Below are 25,884 nucleotides of genomic sequence, written 5' to 3' on the forward strand. Positions count from 1 at the left end.
CCCCGCTGAGCCCCTGCAGGTAGATCTCTAACTGGTAGTCGCCGAAGTTGCTGGTCACCGGCCGCCCTTCCTTGTCTGATACACGAATGTATCCGATACGTTTCTGTCGCGGAAAGAGTTGCCGCGCAATCCGCGATAGAGGGCGAGCCAGCGCTGCGGGTCGATCGGCCCGACCGGCTCGTCGGGCGCGATGCCCGCGGCGCGGCAGGCGGTCCGCACGGTCCGGCCGGGAAAGCGGGTCCGCAAAGAACTCGCCACCGAACCGCCGATGCCGGAGAAACCCAGCTCGACCACTTGGCGGTAGTCGGCCAGCTCTGTCGCGGGCAGCAAAGAGCTGGGCCGGCGCCGCAGCCGCAGCACGGCGGCGTCGACGTTGGGTACCGGATGAAAACTGGCCCGGCCCACCCGTGTGCCCAATTCCATTGCGACAGTGGGCCAGTGGGTGATCGTCAGCTTGCTCCAGCGGCCGTAGTCGCCGGAGTGCTTGCGGGCGAACTCGTACTGGGTGAGCAGGGTCGCCGAGGTGAGCTGCCGCGCCGCCAGACACCAGCGCACGATATCGGTGGTGACGCCGAACGGCACATTGGCGACCACCGCGAACGGTTCCGCCGGGGCCTGCACCGTGCGGAAATCCTTGTGGAACAGCTGTATTCGCGGATCTCCCGCATACCGGCAGCGCAGCTTGGCCGCGTAGACGGGATCTTTCTCGTAGGCCCGGATCTGCCCGGCGACGCCGAGCAGGTGCCGGGTGAGCATGCCGTCACCCGGGCCGATCTCCAGCACGAGGTCGTCGGGACGCAAGGCCGCCGAGCGCACGATGAGCCGGGCGGCGCCGGCATCGGTGAGGAAATTCTGGGACAGGCGTTTGCGGGTGCGCGCGAGGCGGGCGCGCGGCAGCGAACGATGGCGGGACATGGGTGTCCTCCGAACGGAGTGGTCGAATCAGGGAAAGGTGATTCGCCCGGACCCATGCCAGGGCACAGAGATCCGACGGTCGCTATCGACCGTCGGCGCAGATCCCGATCAGGACAGTCGGGACGCCGGAGCGGTGCGGTGCGCTGGCAGAGCCCAGGCCTCCGCGCGCAGCCGGATGAAATACGCGCCGACCGCGCACGCTCCGTTCATCAACAATGTGCCCACGTGTGGCAAGCTACCGCACCGCCGTACTGTCCCGCGACCGAATTATTCGCGCGCGAGCACGCCCGCCGGGGCGGGGGCCGCGAGCAGATTCCGGCGCAGGTCCGCGATCAGTTCCTCGTCGACGCCGAGCAGTCGCACGGCGTAACCGCGCGGCGAGCCGTGGTCGGCGGCCAGTGCCGCGAGGAACAGCTGCATCACTTCCGGCGGCGCCTGCCCGAAACCCGGCCAGCGTGGCATCGCGCCGCCGCGGCCGGCCCGCCAATCCGCGACCAGCCGTTCGGTCGCCAGGCCGGTGGCCGCGAAGTCCGCGACGATCTGCTCCTGCGGCACCTCGAGCAAGGCGAGCACCAGCGCGGCCAGCAGTCCGGTGCGGTCCTTGCCGGAGGCGCAGTGGAAGACCACCGGACCCTCGGCGGCGGCGATCACCCGCACGGCCTCGCGTATCTCGGCGACGCCGTCGTAGGCGACCTCCAGGTAACCGCTCTGCGAGAAACGGCCCCACCTCGATCTCGGGACCCAGTGCCGCCTGATCGTAGGGGCGATGTTCGATGCTGAGATTGTGGTAGCGGAACGAATCATGTTCCGGGATACGGCCTTTGGCTTCGATCTCGCACGGGTAGCGCAGATCGATGACGGTGCCGATGCCCAGCTCCAAGAACCGCTGCCAGTCCGCGCCCCGCAACTTGCCGAGCGAATCGGAGCGAAACAGGCGCCGCCACCGCACGATCTGGCCGTCCGGGGTCGGGTAGCCGCCGAGATCGCGGAAATTGTGCAGTCGCACGAACGAGATGTGTCTGTTCACCACTCGGACCTTATGCGTAGGGCACACTTTCGATCATGGATCTGCGGTCGGTGGGAGACCTGGTCAGCGTGACGGCGGCCGGGGAGAAGGTGGACTACCTGTGGTTCTGGGGGCATCAGCCGGAGCGGGACGGGCGGCCAGGGCCGGGCTGCCTGAGTCAGTGGTGGCCGGTGCGATTCACCCTGGGTGGTGCGCATTTCGAGTCCGCTGAGCACTACATGATGTGGGGCAAAGCGGTGCTGTTCGGGGACACCGAGAACGCCGCCCGCGTGCTGGCCGCGCCCACGCCGAAAGAAGCGAAAGAGCTCGGCAGGCAGGTGCGCGGATTCGACAGCGGCGTGTGGCGCGCGCACCGTTTCGAGACCGTGGTGCGCGGCAACGTCGCGAAATTCGGACAGCACGCCGAACTCGCCGCGTACCTGCTGGGCACCGGGGATCGGGTGCTGGTGGAGGCCAGTCCGGTGGACCGGGTGTGGGGGATCGGGCTGGCCGCCGACGATCCGCGGGCCGAAGATCCCGCACAGTGGCGTGGGGTCAATCTGCTCGGCTTCGCGCTGATGGCCGCGCGCGCACAACTGCGGGGCGGCCAGTCGGGCGACTGATCAGGCGTTCGTCGAACGTTCCTCGTCGGCACACGCCCGCCAGACCCGCGCTTCCGCGTAATTGCCTTGCCGGTCGAGCAGTTCGGCCAACCCCGCCATCGCGCGCGGCTCGCGCCGATCCGCGGCGGTGCGCCACCAGCGCTCCGCGTCCTCGAGATCGCCGCGCCGGAACCGGACGACGCCCAGGTCGTAGGCGGCACCCGGATGACCGGCCTCGGCGGCCTGCGCCCACAGGCCGCACGCCTGATCCTCTTCGCCGCGGCTGTACATGGCGACGCCCAGGTCGTAAAGGGCGGCGCGATAGCCGGTGTCCACGGTGGCGGCGTCGTCCGGCGGCGGAGGTGGACTCGGCGGCGGCGCGGTCGGCGGCTCAACCGATGCCTGCGCCGCGGGCTTAGCCGGTGGAACCCGGCCCTCCGCAGGCGCGGGCCGGGGCGCCGACGGCGCATTGGTGCGCGCCTGCCCGTCCCGATGCGCCTGCGCCGCCCGCGACAGCGGCGGAGTCGGCGGCAACTGCCCGTTCCGCAACGGCCCGTCGCCGTGCGCCTGCCGGGCAGCGGAACTTTCCCCATGGTGCACTTCAGCGCGCGACTGCTCCCCGGCCACCCGCTCGAGCTCTGCTTGCCGGTCGCCGAAGACGTGAGCAGGGTCCGCGCCGCGCGGCTGCTGTGCAGGTGAACCGTTGCCCGGCGCGGTGTTCCACGTCGAGCCCTCGGGTTGAGGTCGGTGGGCAGGATCGCTGCCTCCGATGGGGTTGTCGGCCCACGGGTGTGGTGCCGGGGCGCCGGTTCTGGTGGAGCTTCCGGCGTGCCAGTGCTCGGCGGACGCGCCGGCTCCCGCCGGTCGGTCGGTGCGGGGTGGCGAGTCGTCCGGGGACAGGCTCTCGGCATGGAGTTGCTGGGCGAGTGACCGGCTTCCGGCAAAGCCTTCGGTGCGCAATTGCTCGGCGGGGGAGTTGGTTCCGGGCGCGGGAGGCTGCTGGGGTGCGGCGCTGTTTCCGGCAGGTGCTCCGGCGTGCGCGTGCGCGGGTGAGCCGTTGTCGGGTGGCCCCTCGTAGGGGCGGGTGGGCGAGACGCTTCCAGGGAATTCGTCCGCGTGCGCCTGCCGGCCGGGCGGGGGATTCCACCCCAGTTCGTCGGGGTGGGGTAAGCGCGGGGGCGGGCTGTTTCCGGCCGATGGTTCAGCGAGCGGCGGTGGCTGGAGGCGGTTGTTCGCGGTCGCGGGGTCGACGGACGGCGGGGCTTGGGGGCGGGGGTTTGCGGCCGGTGGTTCAGCGAGCGGCGGTGGCTGGAGGCGGTTGTTCGCGGTCGCGGGGTCGACGGACTGCGGCGCTTGAAGACGGGGGTTTGCGGCTGCGGGCTCCGCGAGTGATGGGGCCTGGAGGAGAGGATTTGCAGCCGCGGGCTCGGCGGGTGGCGGGGGTTGCGGGCGGTTGTTTGCGACGGCGGGCTCGGCGAGTGGTGTCGCGAAGGGGTCTTTTCCGGCAGCGGGTTCTGCGATGGGTTGCGAGGCCGGGGCGGGGGCGCTCGGCGGGTTGGTTCGGGCGGCGCGGGGTGCGGTGGGGTCGGCGGCAGGGGTCCGGCCCTGGCCGTTGGGTGCGGGTGGGCGGACCATCTGGATGGAGCCGGGGTCTGGTGCGTGCGCGGGGATGGCGGGGAGTTCGCCTGATGGTGGAGTGGGCATCGACCGCAGCGGGCGGGTGGGGGCGGTGTCGGTCGGCGAGGCGGGCACCGAGTCGCCGCCGTATTGGGCGATGGGCGCGCTCTGCACCTCGAGTACGAGGTTGGCGAAATTGGCGGGTCCCTCGCCGATGCTGCACCACAGCACGATTCGATCGTCGGGCGTGGTCTCGATGACGATGCCGTAGTTGCCGACCCAGGACTTCTGCTCGCCGAAGGCGTCGACCCAGACCGGGGTCAAGGTGACCAGGGTGCCGGAGCCGGTGCCGACGATATCGAAGGTGATGCCGCCGACGAGCGCGTCGGACCAGACGTCGACGCCCGCCAGCCGGCGCCCGTTCAACGCGACGTACCCGTTCACCACGGACACGCCCATTCCGAGCCCGCGCAACCCCGGCGGCGGGGCGGCGGACAGCAGCGTCAGCGTGACCGCGGTCGGCGCGGGGCCGACCTGCTCGGTGTACATCGGATAGATCTTGCTACCGCGCAGCACGATGGGCTCCGCGCTCTGATAGCGATCGGCCAGCGGTAGGTCCTCGGGTGAATTCCGCCCAGCCCATGACGAATACGTCTCGTTCATGTGCTGTCCGCCTTTCCGCCGAATGCGGCCGTGCCGTCGCTGTGCTGTTGCGGCGGATATACCGTACCCGGACCCGCCGGGAATGGCGCAGCAATCCGAGGCCCGCCCCGGCCGCCGCGGTATCGAGCGGCCTGCGCACGATGTGGGCGACCAGTCCGTGGTCGGCCTGCAACGCCGACCACACAGGCGCGAGTTACGGAAATTGTGCGGCGAGCAACGAAATGGCCACGATGTCCTCGCCGGTAAAGTGGCGCTTCAGCGCCACGCAGTGGGTGCGCGGCGACCGTCCGAATGGTCAATCCCGGCCGGCGACGATGCGCTCCAGCGCCGCCAGATCCTGCTCCAGCATGCGGAACAACCAGTAGACGCCGATGAAGGCGAGCGCGCTGCCGACGCACAGCACGCGCAGCGGCACGATGACCGACGGAATGTCTTCGCCCGGAATGAAAGTCGCGCCCGCGACGCCGAGCAGCGGTACCGCGGCGGCGATCGCCAGGAAGTAGGTGCTGCGCCGGTCGAGCTGACGCAGGCGGCGGCCGTCCGCGCCGCCGAGCCCGCCGTGCGGCAGGAACATCGGGTACAACGAGCGCACTGCGTAGAAGTTGACCATGAAATACGGGTAGGCCATGGCGATGGCGCCGCAGACGATCTGCGTGAGGAAGAAGTGCACGTACGCCTCGGCCGTGAGCTGATTTCCCGTGGCCTGCACCGATACCGGGACGACGACGCCCGCGATCACCCACAGCGCGAAACAGGTCAGCACATTGCGTTTGCCGAGCAGCAGGGTGTCCGAGCGTGCCCGGGCGAGCGTGCGCGCGTCGTAGTTCTTCCCCTGGCGTAAGCCCCGCGAGATCCGCCACAGCCCGGCCAGCAGCACATTGGTGACGACGAAGCCGAGGAGAAAGCACAGGGCGTACGTGGTCACCGCGATCTGGTCGAAGCGATGCTGTGCGGGCGCGTCCAGCTTGGCGATGATGAGCGTGCGGTTGTGGTGGTAGCTGTACCAGATGGCAAGCGCGTTCGGCACGGCGATGGCCAGCGCCATGATCGGGTGCATGAGCAGCCGGGCCCGCAGCCGCCAACTGCCGGGCGGCGGATCGACGAGGTCGCGGGCCCGCGCGTCGAGGCAGACCTCCAGTTGCTGGGCCATGTCTGCGCCGCTGGGCCAGCGTTTGTCCGGATCGGGTTCGAGCGCGCGAACCAGGACCCGGCGCAGGGCGGCCGGGCAATCGGCGGGAAGATCCCGATACGGCAAGGCTTTCGGGCTACCCGACCGGCGTTCGAGCATGCCGTCCAACGCCGTGCGATCGCCGCCGGTCACGCCGTCGTCGTCGAAAGGCTTTCGGCCGGTGAGCAATTCCCATAGCAGCACGGCCAGCGCGTAGAGATCGCTTCGGGTGTCGAGATCTTCGGCGGTGTCCGGCCGGTCCGGATGGACGGCGGCGAGTTGCTCGGGCGACATGTAGGCGAGCGAACCGCCGAAATACACGACCGGACTGTCCCCGGACACGTTGCCGCTGAAGCTGATGTTGAAATCTGCCAGCTTGGGCACGCCGTCGGCGGTGAGCAACACGTTCGCGGGTTTGATATCACGGTGCAGCACACCGGCTTTGCCCGCGTAGTCGAGCGCCTCGGCCAACCGGCGGCCCAGCCAGGCGATGGTCTCCGGCCAGGACAGGGCGGTCAGTTCCGCGCGCAACGGTGATTCGCTCGGCCTGATCTCGCCCTTGCCTGCCAGCACCGCGTCGACCACCTCGACGAGCAGCGCCCCGGTGCGCTGGTCGGGCGGTGTCGCCCGCACCCGTTCGAGCACGGTGAACAAGGTGCCGCCCGGCACGTACTGCATGTACAACAGGCGCAGCTTGCGGCTCTGCAGCACCCGCTGGTCGAACACGCGCACGATGTAGTCGTGGTCCAGCTGCGCCAAAGTCTGTGGTTCGGTGCCCTTGTCGCGGGAGATCTTCACCGCGACCAGTCGCTGCATCGATCGCTGCCGGGCCAGGAAGACCCGGGCGAACGCGCCTCTGCCGAGTCCCGTCATGAGGTCGAAGTCGTCGATCTGCTGCCCGGCCGCCAGGTCGTCCAGTCGCACCGGCTCGGCCGCCGACATCAGCGTGCTGTGATAGTCGTCGGTCGCCAGCATTTCCGAAAGCTGCTCGGCCTGTTCGGGATACGCCGCCGTGTACTCGGTCACCTGGACCGCGGCGCCGGCGCGGCGCCGGATGTGGAACTCCTCGTAGATGAGGTCCGGCGGCAGCGGCCACGTGCGCAACTCGGGCAGCTCGTCGACGTATTCCGCGAGCCGTTTCGGCGCGGTGCCCCGGCCCCAGCGCTGGGCGAGATCGACTTTGATCAATTCGATCAGCGACACCCGCCGGATGGCCGGCGAGTCGGGCAGATACGCCCGCAGGTCCGGCGGCTCGTCGCTGTCGCGCCAGGCGTCGGCGAAGCGCTCCACCACCGCGGCCACCCCGGTGCCGCGTGAGTGTGCGGGCGGACGGTCCGATGCGACCGTCGCCCCCGAAACCGGCGGGGCGGGGTGCGCCATCTGCGCATGGTATCCCCGCCCCCACCCGAGAACCGGCCGTTTGCCCGCAAAACCTCAGCGAAACAGTCCGCCCCTCCTCAGCACCTGCCCAGCCGCGCCCCGAAGAATCCGACGGCCTCGCCGATCAGCCCAGTGACATCGGCATACCCCTCGAACCCGTGCCCCGCTCCCGCGATCCGCCGACACTCCACAGCAACCCTCGCCTCGCGCATCCGCGCCACCAACCGCTCACTCTGGGTGGCGGGCACCATCGAGTCCGCAGCACCGTGCACCAGCAGACAGGGCGGTGCGGCCGCGGTGACATGGGTGATCGGGCTGGCCTGCGCGACCACCTCCGGCATGAGTGATGGCCACCCGCCGAGCCACGGTGAGAACGACTCGTCGCCGTCGAGCATCGAGGCGATATCGGTGATCGGGTACCACGCGGCCACGGCGCTGACCCGGGGGTTCGTCAAGGCCGCGGTCAGGGCCAGATGACCACCCGCCGAATCGCCCCAGGTGCCGAGCCGTTCGCCGTTGTAGCCGTATTCGTCTGCGTGCGTACGCACGAACTCGATCGCCGCCGCCACGTCGTCGCGCTGCGCGGGCCAGGTCGCCTCCATACTTGAGCGATAGTCGATGGACGCGCACGCGATCCCGGCGCGGACCGATTCGTCGAACACCGAATCGTCCGGGAAGGTGCGATGCAACCAGCGTCGATCACCGGCGGAGAAACTGCCGCCGTGGATCCAAACGATGATAGGCGGCCGCGTAACCCCTTCCGGCACATAGAGATCCAGCAGCAACGGCCGAAACCGCGCAGCGCTGAATACGTGACCTGCCGATGCACCCCCATGTCGGCACCGGTGAGGGCGGGCCATCGGCCCGCCCTCACCACTTCGAGACAGAACCTAGGCGCGCGGGGGCGGTGCGCCCGACTCGGGCGGAATGCCGTCGAGTGCGCGGCGCTAGTCCGGGAGTTGTTCTGGCGCAGCGTGTTCGAGGGAGTGACGGTAGTGGCTGAGTTGGGCGGCGGCGTCGAGCATGGCCAGGCCCTGGGTGGTCAGTTTGTGCTGCCAGTCGTCGAGGGCGTCGGCCAGAGCGGTGGTGCCGCCGGCCGTGCGGACCTGTTGCAGCACGGTGGCGATGTGTCGCAGCGGATAACCGCCGCGTCGAAGCAGGTGGGCGAGTTCGGCGTCCCGGGTGTCGCTCGCGCGGTAGCGGCGGTAGCCGGTGGTGCGGTCGCGGGCCGGGACGAGGATCCCGGCGGCTTCCCACTTGCGCAGCGTCGCGGGGGTCACCCGGATACGGTGCGCCAGTTCGCCGATGGTGCGTGACGCGCGGTCGTCGGGCACCGTCGAGTCGACGGGGCCTGCGGTCAGGTGCGCGACGGATTTCCGTACCGTGTCGAGGGTTTCCCGGTCGCGGAGCAACTGGCTGTGGCCCCGATCGATGGTGCGCAGGACCTTGTCCAGGTCGCCGTCGTGCAGTGCGCGCATGATCTGCCCGGCGAGCGCGTGCCCGTAGGCGGGAAGCAAGGCGAGGTAGGCGCGCAGCGCGGCCGCGTGCACTTCGGTGTAGATCCGGTAGCCGCTGGCGCTGCGCGTCACGGGCGGAAGGAACCCGTCCTGCTCGTAGTTGCGGATCGCCTGGGTGGACAGTCCGTGTTCGCGAGCGAGGTCGGCGGGCCGTAAGGTTCTCATCGTATTTGAGACTTTACCGGTTATTTTATCTGGTGATAGCACCAAAGCCTCAACCGTTGTTTCAAAGATACGATTGACCCACATGACTCAGGAAATTCGAGACCTCGTGCCACCCGCGTGTGAACTGCTCGGCCTGGGGGAGCCGACCCACCAGGAACCGGCTTTCGCGCTGATCCGCAACGAACTGTTCGCGCAACTGGTCGAGCTGGGCTTCCGATCGATCGTGCTCGAAACCGATCGGGTGGCCGCGTTCGCGGTCGACGATTTCGTGCGAGCGGGCACCGGCACCCTCGATACTGCGATGGATTCAGGCTTTTCGCACGGCTTCGGTGCGCTGGACGCGAACCGGCAGCTGGTCGGATGGCTGCGCGACTACAACCGGGACCGCCCGCCCGCAGCGCAGCTGTCGTTTCACGGGTTCGATACGCCGAGCGAGAATTACAGCGCGCCGAGCCCGCGCCGCTATCTCGAATACGCCCGAGACTACCTGGGGCTCGACCTGGATCTCAGCGATCTGCTGGGCCCGGACGAGCGCTGGAGTCGCTCGGCGGCGGTGCTCGACCCCGCCGAGTCGCCCGGTGCCACCCCGGCGGCCGACCGGCTTCGGCTGCTCGCCGACGACATGGCGCTCGCCCTGCGCAAACATGCGTCGGACTTGATCGCGACCTCCTCTCGCGCCGAATGGCGCAGGGCCGCAGCATATCTCGATGCCGGTATCGGCCTGCTCCGCTATCACGGCGCTGCTGCGCGGCGGCTCGCCCCGGACGAGCGGATCACCCTGCTGCTCGCCACCAGGGACGCGCTCATGGCCCAGAACCTGTTGGAGATCCGTGATATCGAGGCTCGCCGGGGACCGACGCTCGTCTTCGCGCACAACCTGCACCTGCGGCAGCATCAATCCCGCTCGTCCGCGCGTGCGGAGTTGCCGGGCTATGAGTGCGCCGGTGCGATCATCGGGTCTTTGCTCGACGACGAGCAGTACGCCTGCATCATCGGCAGTCTGGGCAGCAGCGCGGCGCTCGGCCTCGCGGAACCGGCACCGGACACCCACGAGAGTTTCTTGCAGAGCCGGACTTCCAGCTGGGGGCTGCTACCCGCGGCCATACCCGAGGCGGCGCGCACCCGGACCGATCCCGAGCCGCGGCAGGGCTACTTTCCACTCGATCATCTCATCGTCGAGCAGGCGGCTGCCCTCCTGCACGTGCGCACCGGCGTCGCGAGCTGACGCGCCCCTCACGCGCCGGTGTCGTACTGCGGGATAGCCCAGCGGGCGTAGGTGTGTTCGGGCCGCGCCGTGATGATGTCGCAGCTGTTGACCAGCGGCTCGGCCGTGCCTTCGAGGTGGTCGAGCGTGGGAGTGATGAGTGCTTCGAGCCCGTGCGCGTCGACCATGGTGATCAGTTGGCCGACCGGGTCTTCGGTGGTTGCGTCGTATTCCACGGTGGTGAGCAGATGGTAGCCGAGACGTTTGGCCAGGTTACGGATCTGGGACGCGTCCCATGTCCGCTGCGCACCCGACACGTCGCGGCGCAGGTAGCCGAGTGCAGTTGGTTCGGACCCCATGGCCAGCCCTCTCGCTTTGGCGGAATTATTTGGCGGCAAGGCCTACGCTACCTGGGCTTGGGGCGGCATTCCCAGAGTTTCGCAGGGGTGTCCGAGTCGAAAAAGCAGTATTGCGCCATTGGAACTCGGGGCGGGTGTGCGACTGGAACCTCGACGTAGGGTGCAGGCGAAAGTCCTGGGCTTTTCCGACCGAAAGGAGTGCGCATGCTGGTCCGGGTGATCCGGTGGGCCGTGGTGTTGTGTTGCGTGGCAACAGGGTTCGGCGTGGTTACGGCGGGCGCGGCGCCCGCGCCCGCGCGTCCGGTGCTCGTGCTCGGCGGTTTCGCCGCCGACGCGGGCAAGATCGAGACGTTGCGGGCTTGGCTCGGGGCGCGCGGCTACGTCGCGTACTCGATGCTGCTGCTGGGTGATCCGACGGGGACCGCCGCGATCGCGGATTCCGCGCAGGCGGTCGCGGAGCGGGTCGCCGCGATCCGGCGCGAGACCGGCGCCGCCCGGGTCGACCTGGTCGGGCACTCGATGGGCGGGCTCGCGCAACGTCATTTCGTCAAGTTCCTCGACGGGCGGGCACAGGTCGGCACCTACGTCGACTACGGCACCTCGGAGTACGGCACGTATCTCGGCGTGGCCTGCGCGTGGGCTGCGGGATGCCGCGATCTGGTGCCCGGCTCGGAGTTCCTCACCCGGCTCAACACCGAACCGGCGCTGCCGCCCGGTCTGCCCGCCTATCACCTGTTCAGCACCGATGCGGGAGAGGAACGCGAGTCGTTGCCCGGCGCGGTCAACGCCAGTGTGCAGGCGTTCTGTCCGGGCCGCGCGGTGTCGCACGCGGACGAGCCGATCGATCTGGCGATGCAGCAGTTGATCGACGCGGCGTTGCGGGGCGGACCACTCGGCACCGACTGCCCGCCGCAGCCCGCGACGTAAGCAGAGTTATCTGTAACCGACGGTTACAGATAACTCTAGGATGGTTCGAAAGGGGGTTGGGAGCGCGGAAACGTCACGCTTGCTCCGAAGATGACGTCAGCCTACCAGGTTCGCGATATCGACGTGAACCGACCAAGCGCTTGCTACGCTCGCCGCATGATCTCCACTGCGGTGTGGGGCACCGGCAATGTCGGCCGGGCGGCCATTCGGGCCGTCGAGGCGCATCCGGCGCTGGAACTCACGAGTGTGCTCGTCCACAATCCGGACAAAGTCGGGCGCGACGCGGGGGAGTTGAGTGGGCTCGACTACTCGCTCGGTGTCGCCGCGACCGATGACGTGGACGCGGTGCTGGCCGCGAGTCCGCGCGCGATCGTGTACGCGGCCTCCGGTGACATCCGGCCCGACGCGGCGCTCGCCGATATCGTTCGCGCCCTGCGCGCGGGCGCGGTCGTCGTCACCCCGGCGCTCTACGCGCTCTATGACCCGCGCAACGCACCGGCCGAAATCCGCGAGCCGGTGCTGACGGCGATCTCGGAGGGCGGCGGTGCGCTGTTCGTGTCCGGTGTCGATCCGGGCTGGGGCAACGATGTGTTGCCACTGCTGATCAGCGGGCTCGGCAGCACCGTCGAGGTGATCCGGTGCCAGGAGATCTTCGACTACTCCACCTACGACCAGCCCGACTCGGTCCGCTACCTGGTCGGTATGGGCCAGCCGATGGAGTATCAGCCGCCGATGCTCGCACCGAGCGTGCCGACCATGGTGTGGGGCGGGCAGATTCGTTTGATGGCCCGGGCGCTGGGCGTCGAGTTGGACGAGATCCGCGAGACCCTGGATCGCCGCGCGCTGGACGCCACGATCACCACCCGGTCGATGGGCGAGTTCGTGGCGGGCACGCAGGGCGCGGTGCGCTTCGAGGTGCAGGGCATCGTCGACGGCGCGCCCCGCATCGTGGTCGAGCACGTCACCCGCATCCATCCGTCCTGCGCGCCGGACTGGCCCGCGCCGGCCGACGGTGACGGCGCGCACCGGGTGATCATCGAGGGGCAGCCGCGCATCGAGGTCACCGTCGAGGCGAGCGACGAGAACGGCAACCGTTCGGCGGGCGGAAACGCCACGGCGGTAGGACGTTTGGTGAGCGCGATCGATTGGCTCGTCGAAGCGGGCCCAGGACTCTACGACGCACTCGATATCCCGCTGCGTCCCGCGGTCGGCAAACTCGGAAGGAAACACCCATGATCATCGATATCCCGGAGGGCAAGGACCCGATCGGCTACGTCTGGGGCGAAATGGTGCCCGGTATCGGTGTCGCCGCGTCGCAATTCTCGCTGGCGGTGTATTCGCACAGCACCCTCGGGCTGCGCGAATTCGAGGCCGCGCGGCTGCGGATCGCCCAGATCAACGGCTGCCTCTTCTGCCAGGACTGGCGTACCGAGCGCGACGGCGAAAAGGTGGAACCCGAGTTCGCCGACGCCGTCACCGAGTGGCGGACCACCGAGGCGTTCGACGAACGCACCAGGCTCGCCGCTGAATACGCCGAACGCTACGCCCTGGACCACCACAGCATCGACGACGAATTCTGGACGCGGATGTTCGCCGAATACAGCCAGGCCGAGGTGGTGGAACTCAGTATGAGCATCGGATCCTGGCTGGCCTTCGGCCGGCTCAACCGGGTGCTCGGCCTGGACACTGTCTGCGTGCTGCCGAGTCACGCGACCACCCAGTAGTCAACGCCGCTTCGGCACCCACGCGGGCTGGCCTTCGATCAGCCCGGTCTCGAACAGGTCGGGCGCGTCCAGCACGGCGCGCAACCGCTGGTGCGCCTGCTCGGTGGTGAGGGTGTTGGGGTAGCGGATGTATTCGAGGGCGGCGGTCGTGCGCACCCGGAATCGGTGGCGGAATTCGTGGTCGCCCGCGTAACTCAGTGCGATTCGGCCACACCATTCGATATCGTGCGTGCCGTCCGCGCGGCGGGTGAACAGCACCTCCTGCCCGGCCACCGAATCGTGGCCGAGCAGGTAGATGTTGAAGGCCAGATATTCGAGCTCGTCGAGCTCCGGTAACGGCAGCGGGTCGGCGGTGAGCCGTTGCGGCGCGGCGGCTTTCAACTGGAACAGTTTGCCCGGCGTCGCCGCGAGAAAGCCGGTGCCGTCGTCCTCGCCCCAATAGGTGGACGACAAGGTGCACCGGTGGTAGTTCGTCCATACCCCCGGCGAGGACCAGTCCGGCGCGTCCGCCGGGTGCTCGGGCAGCCCCTCTGCCGCGTAGTCCACCGACCGGAGATGGAAGTCGAACCACAGATTACCCGCGCGATCGAGCCGCCCGGTCCACGCGAATTCCTCGATGGCATGCCCGGCGGGCCACGGGTTGCCCGGAAACACGATCCGACCGTTGGCGGCCCCGCACTCCAGGTCGATCCTTTCCATGCCGACGAACATAGCGACCGGCACCGACAAATTAAGCGTTGACGGGTGTCTCGTCGTCCGGGGCCTGTTCGACGGTGCGTTTCGGGCCGGTGAACCAGGTGCGCGCCGAGACGAGCCACCAGATTCCGATCGCGCCGACCACGCCGGCCAACGCGATGGGCGCGTAATTGACGGTATTCCAGGTGAACTCGCTGTTCCAGGGATAACCTCGATCGTCCATCGGCAGGATGAACAGCAAACTGATCGCGACGATCCACAGCAGCGCCACAATCCCGATCGGCCGATACCAGCGGCCCAATTGCCATGGGCCGGTGCGGAATCTGGCGCCGTTCAGTTGGCGCAACAGGATCGGAATGCCGTACGCGATGTACAGCCCGATGGTCGCGACCGAGGTGGCGGCCGCGTAGGCGGTCGGCGCGTTCTCGGCCGGTACCAGCATCGAGGGAATCAGCAGTACGAAAGCGAACGTGGAAATGAAGAGCACCGCGTGCACCGGCACCTTCCGTGCCGAGAGTTTCGACCACAGTGCCGAACCCGGCACCGCGCCGTCGCGGGCGAATGCGAACAGCATGCGCGAGGCCGAGGTCACCGAGGCGTAGCCGCAGAACAGCTGCGCGATCGCCGCGATGATGAGCAGCAACCCGGACCAGAAGGAGTTCAGCGAATTCTCCAGGATGTAGATCACCGGATAGCCGCTGTTCTTCGCCGGATCGAGCGCGTCGTCCAGATTCGGGATAGCGAACGTCACCGCCATGATCAGCAGGTAGCCCGCGATCGCCGACACCACGATGGTGTTGATGATGCCCTTCGCCGCCATCCGGGACGCGTCGTGGGTTTCCTCGGACATGTGCGCGGAGGCGTCATATCCGGTGAAGGTGTATTGGGCGTGCAGCAGGCCGAGTAGGAAGCTGAACGCCACACCGCCGAACCCGACCGCGCTGTTGTCCACCGTTTCGGTGAACACGAAGCCGACGCTCTGGTGTTGTTCCGCGCCGAACGCGAGCACCAGGACGAATATCGCGACGCCGCCGACGTGCCACCATGCGGAAATATTGTTGATCACCGCGGACAGATGCGGCCCGATCGCGTTGAGTATCGCGTGCAGCACCAGAATGACGACGAAAACCAGGAAGATCGCGGTGCGGTCGGTGCCGATATCGATGCCGATCACATTCAGCACGACCGTCGTGAAGATCGCCGCGCCGTAGTCGATCGCCGCCGTCACCGCGATCTGGCCGATCAGATTGAACCAGCCGGTGAACCAGCCCCACACCGGTCCGCCGAGCTGCGACGCCCACCAGTACAGACCGCCGGAGGTGGGATAGGCCGAGGCCAGTTCCGCCATCGCCATGCCCACGAACAGCACCATGATGGAGACCAGCGGCCAGCCCCAGGCCATGGTGATCGGCCCGCCGTTGGCCAAACCTATTCCGTAACTGGCCAATCCGCCGGTCAGGATGGAGACGATGGTGAAGCTGATGGCGAAGTTCGAGAATCCGGACCAGGATCGCGCCAATTCCTGTTTGTAGCCGAGCTCGGCGAGCCGGCGTTCATCATCGGAAGGTGGTGGCGTGCTATCGCTCATGTACTGCTCCAGGGTGTAAACGCTGCCCTCACACAGCGTTTGCCAGAAGATCAGTGTGAAGTAATCGATGGTCAACCGCACGGCAACCAGGAATTCCGCGGCAAATCGCGCCGACCCCCGCCGCCCGCCGGGCGGTTCGCCGCCGTAGCGTGGGCGGTATGACGGAGCGACTGGTGGTCATCGGTGGTGACGCGGCGGGCATGTCGGCGGCTTCGCAGGCCCGCAGGCTGCGGGCGGCACGCGAACTGGAGATCGTCGTTTTCGAGCGCGGCCGGTTCACCTCGTTCTCCGCGTGCGGCATCCCGTACTGGGTGGGCGGCGACGTGCTCGACCGCGACGCCCTGATCGCCCGCACGCCCGAAGAGCATCGAGCCCGCGACATCGACCTGCGGCTGCGCACCGAGGTGCTCGAGCTCGATCTCGAGGGCCGCCGGGTGCGGGCTCGGGCGCTCGACTCGGGCGACGAATCCTGGACGGACTACGACAAACTCGTGCTCGCCACCGGTGCGCGCCCGATCCGGCCGCCGCTGCCCGGCATCGACGCCGCCGGTGTGCACGGTGTGCAGACGCTCGACGACGGACAGGCGCTGATCGATACGCTCGAGACCACGACGGGCAAACGCGCGGTGGTGGTCGGCGCGGGCTATATCGGCGTCGAGATGGCCGAGGCGCTGATTCAGCGCGGGTACGACGTGACGATGCTGCATCGCGGCCCCGAGCCGATGGCGACCATGGATCCGGACATGGGCGCGCTGGTCCGGGAAGCCATGTGCGGCATGGGGATCACGGTGGTCAGCAAGGCCGAGGTCACCGAGGTGCTGGCCGACGAGCACGGTCGCGTCCGCGCGGTGGTGGCCGACGGCGCCGAATATCCGGCGGACGTGGTGGTGCTCGGCATCGGGGTGCGCCCCGACACGGAGCTGGCGCGCGCCGCGGGGCTACCGCTCGGTGCGCACGGCGGACTGCTGACCGATCTGGCCATGCGGGTGCGCGGTCACGAAAACATCTGGGCGGGCGGCGATTGCGTCGAGGTGCTCGACCTGGTGTCGGGCCGGGAGCGGCATATCGCCCTGGGTACGCACGCCAACAAACACGGTCAGATCATCGGCGCGGGCGTCGGCGGGGGATACGCGACGTTCCCCGGGGTCGTCGGCACCGCGGTGAGCAAGGTCTGCGACCTCGAGGTGGCCCGAACGGGGTTGCGCGAGAAGGACGCTCAGGCCGCCGGACTGCAATACGTCACGGTCACCATCGAATCCACCAGCCGCGCGGGCTATTACCCCGACGCCGCGGCGATGACGGTGAAGATGCTCGCCGAGCGGCACACGGGCCGTCTGCTCGGCGTGCAGATCGTCGGCCGGGAAGGCGCGGGCAAGCGCGTCGACATCGCCGCCGTCGCGCTCACCGCCCAGATGACCGTCGAGCAGATGACGGCGCTCGACCTCGGTTACGCGCCGCCGTTCTCCCCGGTCTGGGATCCGGTTCTGGTGGCGGCGCGTAAGGCCGTCGCCGCGGTGCGTGCCCGCGGCTAGACCGGACCCAGCGCTCAGGCCTGCTTGCGGTACACCGCGAACACCGGGATGCGCCGCGACGTCTTCTCCTGGTATTCCCCGAAGCCCGGCATGATCTCGACCATCCTGGCGTACAGCGCGTCGCGTTCGGCCCCGGTGACCTCCTCGGCCTTCGCCTCGTAGCGTTCGGTGCCGATCTCCACGGTCAGGTCCGGGTTCGCGCGGAGATTGAAATACCACGCCGGGTGCTTGTCCGCGCCGCCGTTGGACGCGATGAGCACCACCCGCTCGCCGTCGGGCAGGAAGACCAGTGGGCTGGTGGTCCGCCGACCGGACTTCGCGCCGGTCGTGGTGATCAAGACCATGTGCGCGCCCTCGAACATGCCGCCGACCTTGCCCGCGTTCGCGCGGAACTCCTCGATGATCTGTTCGTTGAAGCTGTTCTGTGCCATGTCGTTCGCCTCCGGTTCGTCGGTTCCGTCCGGTCAACACCAACCGTGTACCGCGAAATTCCGGGGCTGCTCAGTAGTCGCGGAACAACTCGATCAGGTCCGTCTTGCCGAACAGCACGGCGGCGTCGCGCGCCGACGGGGTGCCCGCGTCCGGATCGGCGCCGGATTCGAGCAGCAGCCGCACGATCTCCGTCTCCCCTTTGAACACCGCGCCCGCCAACGGGGTCTGCCCCTTGTCGTTGGCGCGCGTGGGATCGGCGTCGCGGTCGAGCAACGCCGCGACGGCCGCGCGGTGCCCGTGGTAGGTGGCGAGCATGAGCAGCGTGTCGCCGGCTTCGTTGGTGAGGTCTGCGGGTACTCCCGCATCTATGTACGTCGCCAGCGCCGTCGCGTCGCCCTGCCGGGCGAAATCGAACACCTTGGTCGCGAGCTCGATGAGTTCCGGATCCATGTCAGCGCTCATGGGCCCATTACTACCACCGCCCGCGCGGTTCCCGCCTCGCGCGCGCCGCGACGCCGAGTCCGGTCGAATACTGGTGGGTAGCCCCTCCCACCTGGTGTGCCGCGCCGCACAGGTCGGTATAGTCGCCGCGGATGAGTAGTGTCACCACCCGCGTTGAGCCGGAAGCACAGCACCGTCGACTCGGGGTCGTGGTGTGGCTGGCACCGGCGCTCGCCATCGGGTTCTCCGCGTTCTGTCTGCTACTGCCGGTGTGGCCGTTCCACGAGATCACCGGCGGGTTCATCGACCTGCAGGTCTACCGGCTGGGCGTGGACGCGCTACGGCACGGCAAGGACATGTACGGCCAGCTGCCGCAGACCACGATCGGCGCGGGGCTGCCGTTCATCTATCCGCCGTTCGCCGCGCTGGCGCTGAGCCCGTTCGCGTTGCTGCCCTGGCCGGCCGCCTCGTTCACCTTCTTCGTGTCCTCGGTGGCCGCGCTGGCGTTGACGCTGTACCTGGTAGCGCGCCGGATCTGGCCCGCGGCCGGCCAGCGCAAACTCGCGCTGTTCGCGACGCTGTGCGCCACGCCGCTGGGTCTGCTGCTGGAACCGGTGCACGCGACGCTGGACTTCGGTCAGGTGAACCTGCTGCTCATGGCGTTGGTCGCGGCCGACTGCCTGGCCCACAAGCCGCGCTGGCGGCGCGGCATGCTGATCGGCATCGCGGCCGCGATCAAGCTGACCCCGGCCGCGTTCGTGCTCTACTTCCTGGTGCGCCGGGACTACAAGTCGGCGGCCACGGCGGCGATCACCGGCGCCGCGGCGACGGGCCTCGGGTTCTTGGTGTTGCCGCACGACTCGGTCAAGTACTGGTTCGGCGGGATGGGCAACGTGTCCGGCTTGAGCGGTTCGGCCTTCCACACCAATCAGTCGATCCAGGCGGTACTGGCCCGGCTGCAGGTGCCCGAGCCCGCGTTCACCGCGCTCTGGCTGGTGCTGGGCGCCGCGCTGCTGGTGCTCGTGGTCGCGGCCATGCGGCGCGCGGTCGATTTCCCGCCGCTGGCGCTCGGCATCAACGCGGTGTTCACCTTGCTGCTGTCGCCGATCTCGTGGTCACACCACTGGGTGTGGATCGCCCCGGCGCTGTTCGGCGCCGTCGGCTACGCCGCCACCAGGTTGCCGCGGCGCCGGGCCATCGGCTGGTGGGTGACGATCGCGATCATCACCGCGATCTTCGTGTACGGGCCGCAGAACTGGCTGCCCGACGGCGAGCATCGCGAAACCCAGTGGACCGCTTGGCAACACATCGTGGGCAACACCTATGTGTGGTTCAGCGTGCTGCTCGTGGCGTTGTACTTCGTCTCCGGTCGCAGGGCCGTGACCAGGGCGGAACCCGCCCCGGTGTTGGTGGCACAGCAGCAGACCTGAGCCGGTCGTGTTTGCACGCCGGCACCTCGGGTAGGCGGTACCTACGCAGCCGCTCCGGCCGTGCGCGGCTAGGGACGGACTGCGTCCGGCGGCTACAGGGGCCACGAAGACACCCCCGGCCGTCGCCGTAAGAACACCCGAGGCAAGGAGAGATACGCATGGCCGACGCCCCACGCGGCTTTGCCGCCATGGACGCAGCGCAGCAGCGCAAGATCGCCAGCCTGGGCGGCAAGGCGAGCAGCGGCAGCTTCGACAACGACCCCAAGCGGGCCAGCGAGGCGGGCAAGAAGGGCGCCGCGGCCCAACCGACGGCGGCCAAACGCCTCGGCGGCTCGCACAGTCACCGCAACCGATAACCCTGGCGAACGAGGATGGGGCGAGGCCGTTGCCTCGCCCCATCCGGCTTGTCGGCATGGCTGGAATCCCGTTGTCGCCAACGGGATTCCAGTGTCAGGTGCGGGCGGGGTCAGGGCTTCGGGCAGACCTTCCACGCGAAGTGGTAGGTGGTGTTGATGGCGCCGTCGGTCGAGTCCATCGTGATGAAGCTGGTCTTCTTGGGATCGGAGGTGCCTGCGTCCACTCGCAATTGAGTGTTGATATTGAAGTTCCGGGTTTCGCCACACGGCAGATAGACGATCGCGCCTACCTCGGTAGTGTCGGTCTTTTGCCAGTCGTCGGCGAACGGGCCCTTGAATGTGTGATCGACGAAGTCGGTCGGTGAATTACCCTGGAAATAGTAGCGGGCGCGTTCCAGTGCTGTCGCGCCTTTTTGCAAACTGGCGAAACCGCGATAGTCCGCCTGCGCGATTCCGTAGGTAAAGCCCTGCGGGACGTGCACCTTCAAGTTGAGCTGGCAATTCTTGCGGAAGTCGGTGGGGCTCGCCTCCGGACCGACCTGGGCGGTGTACGCGCTGTAGGTCACCGTGAAGGCGGTATTGTCGGGTGAAACCGCCACTGCCGCTGTGTCCTTGGGGCAACCGGTGCCGTTGACGGTCACCACGTCGATGACGATCTTGTCCGGTGGGGCGCCCGGCCAGTCGGACCCGGGCTGCCCAGAAACGGGGGAGCCGGACATCGGCAAAGCGAGCGCAAATAGGGCGGCGCCGACGACGGCTAATTTCTTGTACATTGGAATTCCTCGGAATGTTCCGGTTGCGGGACAAACCTCACTTTAAGTCGGTGCCGCCTGCCCGTATCCTCCCCAGTGAAGTGGGGAGGATACGGAATGGTTTGCGTCCGTGCGGGATCGGCGATCGGGGTGGACGGTTCTTTATTGTTCAAGCGAGTTCGAGATGCGGTCCGATATGAATCGCTCGATAGACCTCATTACGGATCGCGTTCGCCTGCTCGTCGGTGAGCGTGCGGGTGAGCGGCCGGAGGGTGAGTCGTACGACGGCATTGGCCTGGCCCGGCCGCATGCCGAGGCGCTCCCGCGCGGAGCCGGGCAGCCGATCCCACGGGGTGCGCGCCGTGACGAGCACCGACTCGATGTCGTCGAGCCTGTCGTGCAACACTTTTCGCACCGTATCGCCCAGCGTCTCGTCGTCGGTGTGGTCCGCGATGACCACCGACAGATCGCGCCGGATCGGTGGCAGCATCGAGACCGGGCGCCACGGTGCCAGGTCTCGCAGTTGCCCGGCGATGCGCGGGTCGGCCGAGCGCAGATAACGGATATCGGGAATTCCCTTGCGCAGCATCAACGCTCGGTCCAAGCCGAGCCCGAGTGCGGTACCGGACCAGCGAGCCGGATCGAGTCCGGCGCCGGCCAGGATGTGCTCGGCGATGAGCCCGCATTCGGCCAGTTCGAGCCATTCGTGCTCGAGCCGGACGTCGACCTGGCGGCCGAGTGTGGTGTACGGGTGGACGGCGGGGGTGGTGCGCCACACCGCGCCGGGCAGCACCGCGGTCACCAGCTCGGCGATCATCTCCTGTAGGTCGGCTTCGCCGGTGTCCGGACGAGATCGCAGACGCCACAGATCCACCTGGTGCGGTTCACCCACATGGCTTCGATCCACGACGTCGCGACGGTAGGCGAGACCGGGCACGACGATCAATTCGTCTGTCTCGGTCTGTATTTCGGCATAGCTGCGCAGCGCGGCCGGGATATCGGCGGTGGTGTGGCTGCGCAGCATGGCGGTCGGGCTGAGGTATCGGGTGTAGCGCGCGTCGCGGGTGACATCGGCCGGGTCGTAGCCGAGCTTGTCGTAGTTGTCGGCGACCGCGACGATCGGCGAGTTGCGCACGATGCGCACGGTCGGCCCGGCGGGCGCGGCGAGGGCCGCGACGAGTTCGTCGAGCAGCTGCTGCATGGCGTGCGGGCCCTGGGCGGCGTCGCTGAGGTCACGCACCGTCAGCGCGCGCGACAGATCCGCAGTGGTGAGATAGGTAGGCATCGGTAATTCCTTGGTAGCCGGTCGGTTTCGGTACAACCCCCGAACCGGCGACGGCCACAGGAACTACGTACGGCTACGCACGCGGCTGTCCCCGCGGCCGACTGTCGGCCCGGGGCAAGGAAATCGCCTGCCTGCGTTCATGCATCGAGGGTAGATGATCTACCGGCGCAGTGGCCAGCGGATTCGCGCTTTCGGTCCGGACGGTGTGGCGCGTCAGGACGAGGCGGGGGAGTCGCCGGAGAGCCGCTGGGCGACGTCGGGCAGGCGCATGACCATGGCGATGGCGAAATCGGCGATCAGATCGATCAAGCCGTCGCGGTCGACGTCGAGGCCGCCGTCGAGCCACACCAGCACCAGTTCGGCGGCGCCGCCGGTGATCAACTGCGAGGTGGCGGCCACGGCGGTGTCCTGGCCGGCGGGCAGGGCGAGCACCAGCCGGGTCTGCTCGATGATCACCTCGGCGACCCGGCGCATCCCCGCGAAACGCGAGCGCATGAGCGCCTCGCTGCCGTACGCCTGCGCGAAGATGATCTGTGCGCGGCGCGGATCGTCGGTGACCTCGATGATCAATGCGGCGACGCCGGCCCGGATCCGGTCGGCGGGTGTGCCCGCGGTGTCCGCGATCGCGGCCCGGGACCGTTCGAGCGCGGCCTCCTGGACCTCGAGCAGCAACGCGGCGGCGAGCCCGTCCAGGTCGGGAAAGGCCTCGTAGAAGAAGCGCGGGCCGACCTTGGCCTGTTCGCAGACCCCGCGCACGGTCAGCGCCGACAAACCCTGGGTGCCGACGATGTCTAGGGCGGCGTCGATCAACCGCCTGCGCCGATCTTCCCGGCGCTCGGCGGTGGACGTGCCGCGATAGGTGCCGCTGAATGCTCGGGTCACCTCAGGAGCCTCGCACAGCAGAAGTTCGGAAACAAGTGTTTACGGAAACGTGTGTTTCCGGTATGGTCGGGGCATCGCAGCGTCGCGAAGGGACAGCCGCAATGAGTCTTCTTGTGCCCCAGAGAATTACCGATGTGCCAGGGGATGTCCGGCACTTGCGTGCGCGGCTCGCCAGGCACGCGCAAACTCTCGGCGCCCGGGTGGTCGAGCGGTATCCGTCCACGGCGCGGCCGCTCGCGCCGCCGCCCGCGGGCAGTGACCTGCGGCCCGTCCTCGGCGACTTCGGCGCGCCCGGCATCGGCTACACCCTGCATGCGCTGAGTGACCCGATCGGGCTGGCGCGCAACCGATTCGAACGCTATGGCCCCGTGAGCTGGATGGGTCTGCTCGGTCGCCGGACGGTCGGTGTATTCAGTCCCGCCGCGGTCGAGGCAGTGCTGCTCGACCGGGACAAGGTGTTCTCGGCGCAGCGCGGCTGGGAGTTCGTGATCGGACCGTTCTTCCACGGCGGTCTGCTGCTGCGGGATTTCGACGAGCATCTGTTCCATCGCCGGATCATGCAGCAGGCGTTCACCAGGCCGCGCTTGGTCGGCTACCTCGAGTTGACGACGCCGCGGATCACCCGGGGGATCGCGCAGTGGCGGCCCGGTGCGCATTTCGCGCTCTACGACGAGGTCAAGAAGATCCTGCTCGCGCAGGCGACCGAGGTCTTCGCCGGCGCCGAACTCGGACCCGAAAGCGTCATGCTCAGCAGGGCTTTCGAGGACGCGGTGCACGGTGCGACCGCGCTGCTGCGCACCAATGTGCCCGGCGGCGTGTGGTCGCGTGGCCTCCGGGGTCGCCGCATGCTGGCCGACTACTTCCGGCGCGAACTGCCCGCCAAACGCGCGGGTGCGGGCAAGGACCTGTTCAGCGTGCTCTGCACCGCGGAAAGTGAAGAGGGGCATACGTTCTCGGACCGCGAAGTGATCGAGCACATGATCTTCGTGATGATGGCCGCGCACGACACGAGCACGATCGCCGCGACCATGCTGGCCTACGAGCTGGCCCGCCATCCGGACTGGCAGGAGCGGCTGCGGGCGGAGTCCCTGGCGCTCGGCAAACCCACGCTCGACTACGCCGACCTCGACCGGCTGCCCGGGCTCGACCTCGCGTTCAAAGAGGCGTTGCGGCTGTATTCGCCGGTGGCACAGCAGGTTCGGGAAACCACGCGGGACACCGATATTCTGGGTCATTATCTGCCGCGCGGCACGCTCGTCGTCGTCGGCGCCTACCCGATGATGCGCACCGCGGCCTACTGGCACGATCCCGACGCGTTCGATCCCGAACGATTCGCCGCCGACCGGCGTGAGGACAAATCGCATCGCCTGGCCTGGGCCCCGTTCGGCGGCGGCGCGCACAAGTGCATCGGCCTCTACTTCGGCGGGATGACCGTGAAAGCGGTGCTGCACCAGATGTTGCTGCGCTACCGCTGGTCGCTGCGGCCCGGCTACGAGGTGCCGCTCGTCGCGGGCACCGGCCCGATGCCCGCGGACGGCCTGCCGATCCGGCTGGAACGACTGTCGTGAGGATCGTCGCCGACCGCGCCCGCTGCGAGGGCCACGGCATGTGTGAAGCCTTGGCCCCCAACCTGTTCCGCGTGGGCGATGACGGCATCGTCGAACCGCTCGCGGACGCGGCCGCCGAGTCCGACCCGGACCTCCTCCGGTTGGTCGTGGACAGTTGTCCCGTCGAGGCCTTGCGCCGCATCCCCTGACCGCGCATACCCCGCTACCCGTTTCCGGCGTGGAACGGGTGCGAGAACGCGGAAAGGGTGCGGGAGGTCAGGCCGGGACCGCGTCGAAGGGTGGGTAGTGTTCGGCGCCGGTCTGCTCGGCGGCGGCGATGTAGCGGGCGAGCGCATCGCGCGACTGGGCGAGCCCGCGCATCCGCTCGTCGAGCCGCTGCAGCCGGGACCGCATGGCGGACAACAACTCCGGGCACCCGGGCAGTTCCGGGGCCGCGCCGACGGCGCACGGCAGCAAGTAGGCGATGTCCTCGGAGGACAAGCCTGCCCCGAGCAGGTGCCGGATCTGCCGCACCCGCAGCAGGGCGTCCTCGTCGTATTCGCGGTAGCCGTTCGCACCCCGCTTCGCCGCCAGCAAGCCCTGAGCCTCGTAGTAACGCAGCTGATGGGCATTGACGCCCGCTCGACGACTCAGCTCCCCGATTCGCATCGAACCCTCACTTGACCTTCACACCGATATCAACGTTGAAGATGCTGCCATGAGTACACGACAGACCACGGTGACCGTCCTCGGACTCGGACTGATGGGCCGGGCACTCGCCGCGGCGTTCCTGCGGGCAGGTCATCCGACCACGGTGTGGAATCGCACCGCAGATAAAGCCGACCAGTTGGTATACGAGGGTGCCTGGCAGGCGCTTACCCTCGCCGACGCGCTGGCGGCGAGCCCGCTGACGATCATCTGCCTCACCGATTACCAGGCCGTGCGCGAACTGCTCGGCACCCATGACTTCGGCGCGACGACGCTGATCAACCTGACCTCGGGTGACTCCGCTCAGGCCAGAACCGCCGCCGCGTGGGCCGCTTCGCGAGGCGCGCGGTACCTGGATGGGGCCATCATGGCGATCCCATCGGCCATCGGCACTGCCGAGGCGGTCATCCTGCACAGCGGACCGCACGCGGACTTCGACTCGCACCGGCCGATCCTCGACGCGCTCGGCACCGTGACCTACCTCGGTGCGGACCACGGGCTGGCGTCTCTGTACGACGTGGCGGGTCTGGCGATGATGTGGAGTGTGCTGAACGCATGGCTGCACGGCACCGCGATGCTCCGGACGGCGGGTGTCGACGCCGCGGCGTACGCGCCGTTCGCACGACAGATCGCGACCGGCGTCGCGAGTTGGCTGCCCGGCTATGCCGAGCAGATCGATCGGGGCGCCTTCCCCGCCCAGGTGTCCGCGCTGGAGACCGATGTGCGGGCGATGGCACACCTGCTCGAGGAGAGCGCGGCGGTCGGCGTCAACACCGAACTGCCCGAACTGATCAAGGCGATGGCGGACCGGGCGATCGCGGCCGGGCACGGCGCCGAGCAATATCCCGTGCTGATCGAGGAATTCGCCAAAGCCGCGAGTGTGCCGCCGCGGTGATCATCGGGTAGCGGCACGAAAGTGACTGCGGGAGATCAAGAGTTTGGAACCTCGGCGGCGAGGCATTACCTGTCCGATACGACAGGCTCGGCA

Annotated in this window: 26 protein-coding genes and 1 pseudogene; 11 read left to right on the plus strand and 16 right to left on the minus strand. The window is 68.4% G+C overall.

Annotated features, from left to right (window positions below; genetic code table 11):
• Positions 1-54: 54 nt before the first annotated feature.
• From erm to NBRGI_RS49995, 3 genes and pseudogenes are all read right to left on the minus strand, one after another.
• Positions 55-915, minus strand: coding sequence for a 23S ribosomal RNA methyltransferase Erm (erm, locus tag NBRGI_RS32350; protein WP_029900976.1), 861 nt, complete (start codon positions 913-915; stop codon positions 55-57).
• Positions 916-1,182: 267 nt separating this feature from the next.
• Positions 1,183-1,719: a tyrosine-protein phosphatase gene (locus NBRGI_RS44480; RefSeq protein ID WP_200882256.1), complete on the minus strand. Its 537-nt coding sequence runs from the start codon at positions 1,717-1,719 to the stop codon at positions 1,183-1,185.
• A 19-nt stretch (positions 1,720-1,738) separates the two neighbouring features.
• Positions 1,739-1,969: pseudogene (locus NBRGI_RS49995) on the minus strand (tyrosine-protein phosphatase); the annotation flags it as partial.
• 8 nt (positions 1,970-1,977) lie between these two features.
• Between NBRGI_RS49995 and NBRGI_RS32360 the strand changes: the two are divergent.
• Positions 1,978-2,544 (plus strand): NADAR family protein, encoded by a 567-nt coding sequence (locus tag NBRGI_RS32360; protein WP_029900977.1) that lies wholly within the window; start codon positions 1,978-1,980, stop codon positions 2,542-2,544.
• On the opposite strand, the gene NBRGI_RS32365 is transcribed toward NBRGI_RS32360, so the two are convergent.
• From NBRGI_RS32365 to NBRGI_RS32380, 4 genes are all read right to left on the minus strand, one after another.
• Positions 2,545-4,803, minus strand: coding sequence for a tetratricopeptide repeat protein (locus tag NBRGI_RS32365; RefSeq protein WP_029900978.1), 2,259 nt, complete (start codon positions 4,801-4,803; stop codon positions 2,545-2,547).
• Between the two features lie 295 nt (positions 4,804-5,098).
• Positions 5,099-7,351, minus strand: coding sequence for a serine/threonine-protein kinase (locus NBRGI_RS32370; RefSeq protein ID WP_029900979.1), 2,253 nt, complete (start codon positions 7,349-7,351; stop codon positions 5,099-5,101).
• Positions 7,352-7,428: 77 nt separating this feature from the next.
• The gene (locus NBRGI_RS32375; RefSeq protein ID WP_081878324.1) at positions 7,429-8,211 is read right to left on the minus strand and encodes an alpha/beta hydrolase; all 783 of its coding nucleotides are present in this window, start codon (positions 8,209-8,211) and stop codon (positions 7,429-7,431) included.
• An 87-nt stretch (positions 8,212-8,298) separates the two neighbouring features.
• Positions 8,299-9,033, minus strand: coding sequence for a TioE family transcriptional regulator (locus NBRGI_RS32380; protein WP_029900981.1), 735 nt, complete (start codon positions 9,031-9,033; stop codon positions 8,299-8,301).
• Positions 9,034-9,115: 82 nt separating this feature from the next.
• Here NBRGI_RS32380 and NBRGI_RS32385 point away from each other — a divergent pair, with 82 nt between their 5' ends.
• Entirely contained in the window at positions 9,116-10,258 is a 1,143-nt protein-coding gene (locus NBRGI_RS32385) for an erythromycin esterase family protein (RefSeq protein ID WP_029900982.1), read from the plus strand.
• Between the two features lie 8 nt (positions 10,259-10,266).
• Here NBRGI_RS32385 and NBRGI_RS32390 read toward each other — a convergent pair whose 3' ends face one another.
• Positions 10,267-10,596 (minus strand): hypothetical protein, encoded by a 330-nt coding sequence (locus NBRGI_RS32390; protein WP_029900983.1) that lies wholly within the window; start codon positions 10,594-10,596, stop codon positions 10,267-10,269.
• A gap of 204 nt (positions 10,597-10,800) precedes the next feature.
• Between NBRGI_RS32390 and NBRGI_RS32395 the strand changes: the two genes are divergently transcribed.
• The 3 genes from NBRGI_RS32395 to NBRGI_RS32405 all read left to right on the plus strand — a co-directional run bounded on the left by NBRGI_RS32395 (position 10,801) and on the right by NBRGI_RS32405 (position 13,247).
• Positions 10,801-11,523 carry an esterase/lipase family protein gene (locus NBRGI_RS32395; RefSeq protein ID WP_029900984.1) on the plus strand — a complete coding sequence of 241 codons (723 nt, stop codon included), beginning with the start codon at positions 10,801-10,803 and terminating at the stop codon, positions 11,521-11,523.
• Positions 11,524-11,679: 156 nt separating this feature from the next.
• Entirely contained in the window at positions 11,680-12,759 is a 1,080-nt protein-coding gene (locus NBRGI_RS32400; protein ID WP_029900985.1) for an NAD(P)H-dependent amine dehydrogenase family protein, read from the plus strand.
• Positions 12,756-13,247, plus strand: coding sequence for a carboxymuconolactone decarboxylase family protein (locus tag NBRGI_RS32405; RefSeq protein ID WP_029900986.1), 492 nt, complete (start codon positions 12,756-12,758; stop codon positions 13,245-13,247). The genes NBRGI_RS32400 and NBRGI_RS32405 overlap by 4 nt, the downstream gene beginning before the upstream one ends.
• On the opposite strand, the gene NBRGI_RS32410 is transcribed toward NBRGI_RS32405, so the two are convergent.
• Positions 13,248-13,946 (minus strand): hypothetical protein, encoded by a 699-nt coding sequence (locus tag NBRGI_RS32410; RefSeq protein WP_148311030.1) that lies wholly within the window; start codon positions 13,944-13,946, stop codon positions 13,248-13,250.
• Between the two features lie 31 nt (positions 13,947-13,977).
• Entirely contained in the window at positions 13,978-15,531 is a 1,554-nt protein-coding gene (locus tag NBRGI_RS32415; protein WP_029900988.1) for an amino acid permease, read from the minus strand.
• Between the two features lie 158 nt (positions 15,532-15,689).
• Here NBRGI_RS32415 and NBRGI_RS32420 point away from each other — a divergent pair, with 158 nt between their 5' ends.
• Positions 15,690-17,063: an FAD-dependent oxidoreductase gene (locus NBRGI_RS32420; RefSeq protein ID WP_029900989.1), complete on the plus strand. Its 1,374-nt coding sequence runs from the start codon at positions 15,690-15,692 to the stop codon at positions 17,061-17,063.
• Positions 17,064-17,077: 14 nt separating this feature from the next.
• Here the strand turns inward: NBRGI_RS32420 and NBRGI_RS32425 are convergent, their stop codons facing one another.
• Complete coding sequence (locus NBRGI_RS32425) at positions 17,078-17,494, minus strand: nitroreductase family deazaflavin-dependent oxidoreductase (protein ID WP_029900990.1); 417 nt, start codon at positions 17,492-17,494, stop codon at positions 17,078-17,080.
• 70 nt (positions 17,495-17,564) lie between these two features.
• Complete coding sequence (locus tag NBRGI_RS32430) at positions 17,565-17,957, minus strand: ankyrin repeat domain-containing protein (protein ID WP_029900991.1); 393 nt, start codon at positions 17,955-17,957, stop codon at positions 17,565-17,567.
• A gap of 131 nt (positions 17,958-18,088) precedes the next feature.
• Between NBRGI_RS32430 and NBRGI_RS32435 the strand changes: the two genes are divergently transcribed.
• Positions 18,089-19,366, plus strand: a complete 1,278-nt coding sequence (locus NBRGI_RS32435; RefSeq protein WP_029900992.1) for a glycosyltransferase 87 family protein — start codon at positions 18,089-18,091, stop codon at positions 19,364-19,366.
• A gap of 158 nt (positions 19,367-19,524) precedes the next feature.
• Entirely contained in the window at positions 19,525-19,722 is a 198-nt protein-coding gene (locus tag NBRGI_RS46810) for a general stress protein (RefSeq protein ID WP_014985927.1), read from the plus strand.
• Positions 19,723-19,832: 110 nt separating this feature from the next.
• Here the strand turns inward: NBRGI_RS46810 and NBRGI_RS32445 are convergent, their stop codons facing one another.
• The 3 genes from NBRGI_RS32445 to NBRGI_RS32455 all read right to left on the minus strand — a co-directional run bounded on the left by NBRGI_RS32445 (position 19,833) and on the right by NBRGI_RS32455 (position 22,641).
• Positions 19,833-20,495: a DUF4360 domain-containing protein gene (locus NBRGI_RS32445; RefSeq protein ID WP_200882257.1), complete on the minus strand. Its 663-nt coding sequence runs from the start codon at positions 20,493-20,495 to the stop codon at positions 19,833-19,835.
• 148 nt (positions 20,496-20,643) lie between these two features.
• Positions 20,644-21,759 (minus strand): PheS-related mystery ligase SrmL, encoded by a 1,116-nt coding sequence (srmL, locus tag NBRGI_RS32450; protein ID WP_029900994.1) that lies wholly within the window; start codon positions 21,757-21,759, stop codon positions 20,644-20,646.
• Between the two features lie 213 nt (positions 21,760-21,972).
• Positions 21,973-22,641 carry a TetR/AcrR family transcriptional regulator gene (locus NBRGI_RS32455; protein WP_029900995.1) on the minus strand — a complete coding sequence of 223 codons (669 nt, stop codon included), beginning with the start codon at positions 22,639-22,641 and terminating at the stop codon, positions 21,973-21,975.
• Between the two features lie 134 nt (positions 22,642-22,775).
• Here NBRGI_RS32455 and NBRGI_RS32460 point away from each other — a divergent pair, with 134 nt between their 5' ends.
• Positions 22,776-24,209 carry a cytochrome P450 gene (locus NBRGI_RS32460; RefSeq protein ID WP_195088426.1) on the plus strand — a complete coding sequence of 478 codons (1,434 nt, stop codon included), beginning with the start codon at positions 22,776-22,778 and terminating at the stop codon, positions 24,207-24,209.
• Positions 24,206-24,397: a ferredoxin gene (locus NBRGI_RS32465; RefSeq protein WP_029900997.1), complete on the plus strand. Its 192-nt coding sequence runs from the start codon at positions 24,206-24,208 to the stop codon at positions 24,395-24,397. Before NBRGI_RS32460 ends, NBRGI_RS32465 begins: the two co-directional genes overlap by 4 nt.
• Before the next feature lie 67 nt (positions 24,398-24,464).
• Here NBRGI_RS32465 and NBRGI_RS32470 read toward each other — a convergent pair whose 3' ends face one another.
• A complete protein-coding gene (locus NBRGI_RS32470) occupies positions 24,465-24,857 on the minus strand; it encodes a MerR family transcriptional regulator (RefSeq protein ID WP_029900998.1) in 393 nt (130 codons plus the stop codon).
• 49 nt (positions 24,858-24,906) lie between these two features.
• Here NBRGI_RS32470 and NBRGI_RS32475 point away from each other — a divergent pair, with 49 nt between their 5' ends.
• Entirely contained in the window at positions 24,907-25,791 is an 885-nt protein-coding gene (locus NBRGI_RS32475; protein WP_029900999.1) for an NAD(P)-dependent oxidoreductase, read from the plus strand.
• Positions 25,792-25,884: the final 93 nt, after the last annotated feature.

Origin of the sequence: Nocardia brasiliensis IFM 10847, from assembly GCF_000710915.1 — a bacterium.
Lineage (GTDB): Bacteria > Actinomycetota > Actinomycetes > Mycobacteriales > Mycobacteriaceae > Nocardia > Nocardia brasiliensis_A.

What these genes read in the sequence shown, in the direction of transcription:
- erm (WP_029900976.1), bottom strand. Translation starts at nt 915, where the DNA reads ATGTCCCGCCATCGTTCGCTGCCGCGCGCCCGCCTCGCGCGCACCCGC.
- NBRGI_RS44480 (WP_200882256.1), bottom strand. Translation starts at nt 1,719, where the DNA reads ATGATTCGTTCCGCTACCACAATCTCAGCATCGAACATCGCCCCTACG.
- NBRGI_RS32360 (WP_029900977.1), top strand. Translation starts at nt 1,978, where the DNA reads ATGGATCTGCGGTCGGTGGGAGACCTGGTCAGCGTGACGGCGGCCGGG.
- NBRGI_RS32365 (WP_029900978.1), bottom strand. Translation starts at nt 4,803, where the DNA reads ATGAACGAGACGTATTCGTCATGGGCTGGGCGGAATTCACCCGAGGAC.
- NBRGI_RS32370 (WP_029900979.1), bottom strand. Translation starts at nt 7,351, where the DNA reads ATGGCGCACCCCGCCCCGCCGGTTTCGGGGGCGACGGTCGCATCGGAC.
- NBRGI_RS32375 (WP_081878324.1), bottom strand. Translation starts at nt 8,211, where the DNA reads ATGGCCCGCCCTCACCGGTGCCGACATGGGGGTGCATCGGCAGGTCAC.
- NBRGI_RS32380 (WP_029900981.1), bottom strand. Translation starts at nt 9,033, where the DNA reads ATGAGAACCTTACGGCCCGCCGACCTCGCTCGCGAACACGGACTGTCC.
- NBRGI_RS32385 (WP_029900982.1), top strand. Translation starts at nt 9,116, where the DNA reads ATGACTCAGGAAATTCGAGACCTCGTGCCACCCGCGTGTGAACTGCTC.
- NBRGI_RS32390 (WP_029900983.1), bottom strand. Translation starts at nt 10,596, where the DNA reads ATGGGGTCCGAACCAACTGCACTCGGCTACCTGCGCCGCGACGTGTCG.
- NBRGI_RS32395 (WP_029900984.1), top strand. Translation starts at nt 10,801, where the DNA reads ATGCTGGTCCGGGTGATCCGGTGGGCCGTGGTGTTGTGTTGCGTGGCA.
- NBRGI_RS32400 (WP_029900985.1), top strand. Translation starts at nt 11,680, where the DNA reads ATGATCTCCACTGCGGTGTGGGGCACCGGCAATGTCGGCCGGGCGGCC.
- NBRGI_RS32405 (WP_029900986.1), top strand. Translation starts at nt 12,756, where the DNA reads ATGATCATCGATATCCCGGAGGGCAAGGACCCGATCGGCTACGTCTGG.
- NBRGI_RS32410 (WP_148311030.1), bottom strand. Translation starts at nt 13,946, where the DNA reads ATGGAAAGGATCGACCTGGAGTGCGGGGCCGCCAACGGTCGGATCGTG.
- NBRGI_RS32415 (WP_029900988.1), bottom strand. Translation starts at nt 15,531, where the DNA reads ATGAGCGATAGCACGCCACCACCTTCCGATGATGAACGCCGGCTCGCC.
- NBRGI_RS32420 (WP_029900989.1), top strand. Translation starts at nt 15,690, where the DNA reads ATGACGGAGCGACTGGTGGTCATCGGTGGTGACGCGGCGGGCATGTCG.
- NBRGI_RS32425 (WP_029900990.1), bottom strand. Translation starts at nt 17,494, where the DNA reads ATGGCACAGAACAGCTTCAACGAACAGATCATCGAGGAGTTCCGCGCG.
- NBRGI_RS32430 (WP_029900991.1), bottom strand. Translation starts at nt 17,957, where the DNA reads ATGAGCGCTGACATGGATCCGGAACTCATCGAGCTCGCGACCAAGGTG.
- NBRGI_RS32435 (WP_029900992.1), top strand. Translation starts at nt 18,089, where the DNA reads ATGAGTAGTGTCACCACCCGCGTTGAGCCGGAAGCACAGCACCGTCGA.
- NBRGI_RS46810 (WP_014985927.1), top strand. Translation starts at nt 19,525, where the DNA reads ATGGCCGACGCCCCACGCGGCTTTGCCGCCATGGACGCAGCGCAGCAG.
- NBRGI_RS32445 (WP_200882257.1), bottom strand. Translation starts at nt 20,495, where the DNA reads ATGTACAAGAAATTAGCCGTCGTCGGCGCCGCCCTATTTGCGCTCGCT.
- srmL (WP_029900994.1), bottom strand. Translation starts at nt 21,759, where the DNA reads ATGCCTACCTATCTCACCACTGCGGATCTGTCGCGCGCGCTGACGGTG.
- NBRGI_RS32470 (WP_029900998.1), bottom strand. Translation starts at nt 24,857, where the DNA reads ATGCGAATCGGGGAGCTGAGTCGTCGAGCGGGCGTCAATGCCCATCAG.
- NBRGI_RS32475 (WP_029900999.1), top strand. Translation starts at nt 24,907, where the DNA reads ATGAGTACACGACAGACCACGGTGACCGTCCTCGGACTCGGACTGATG.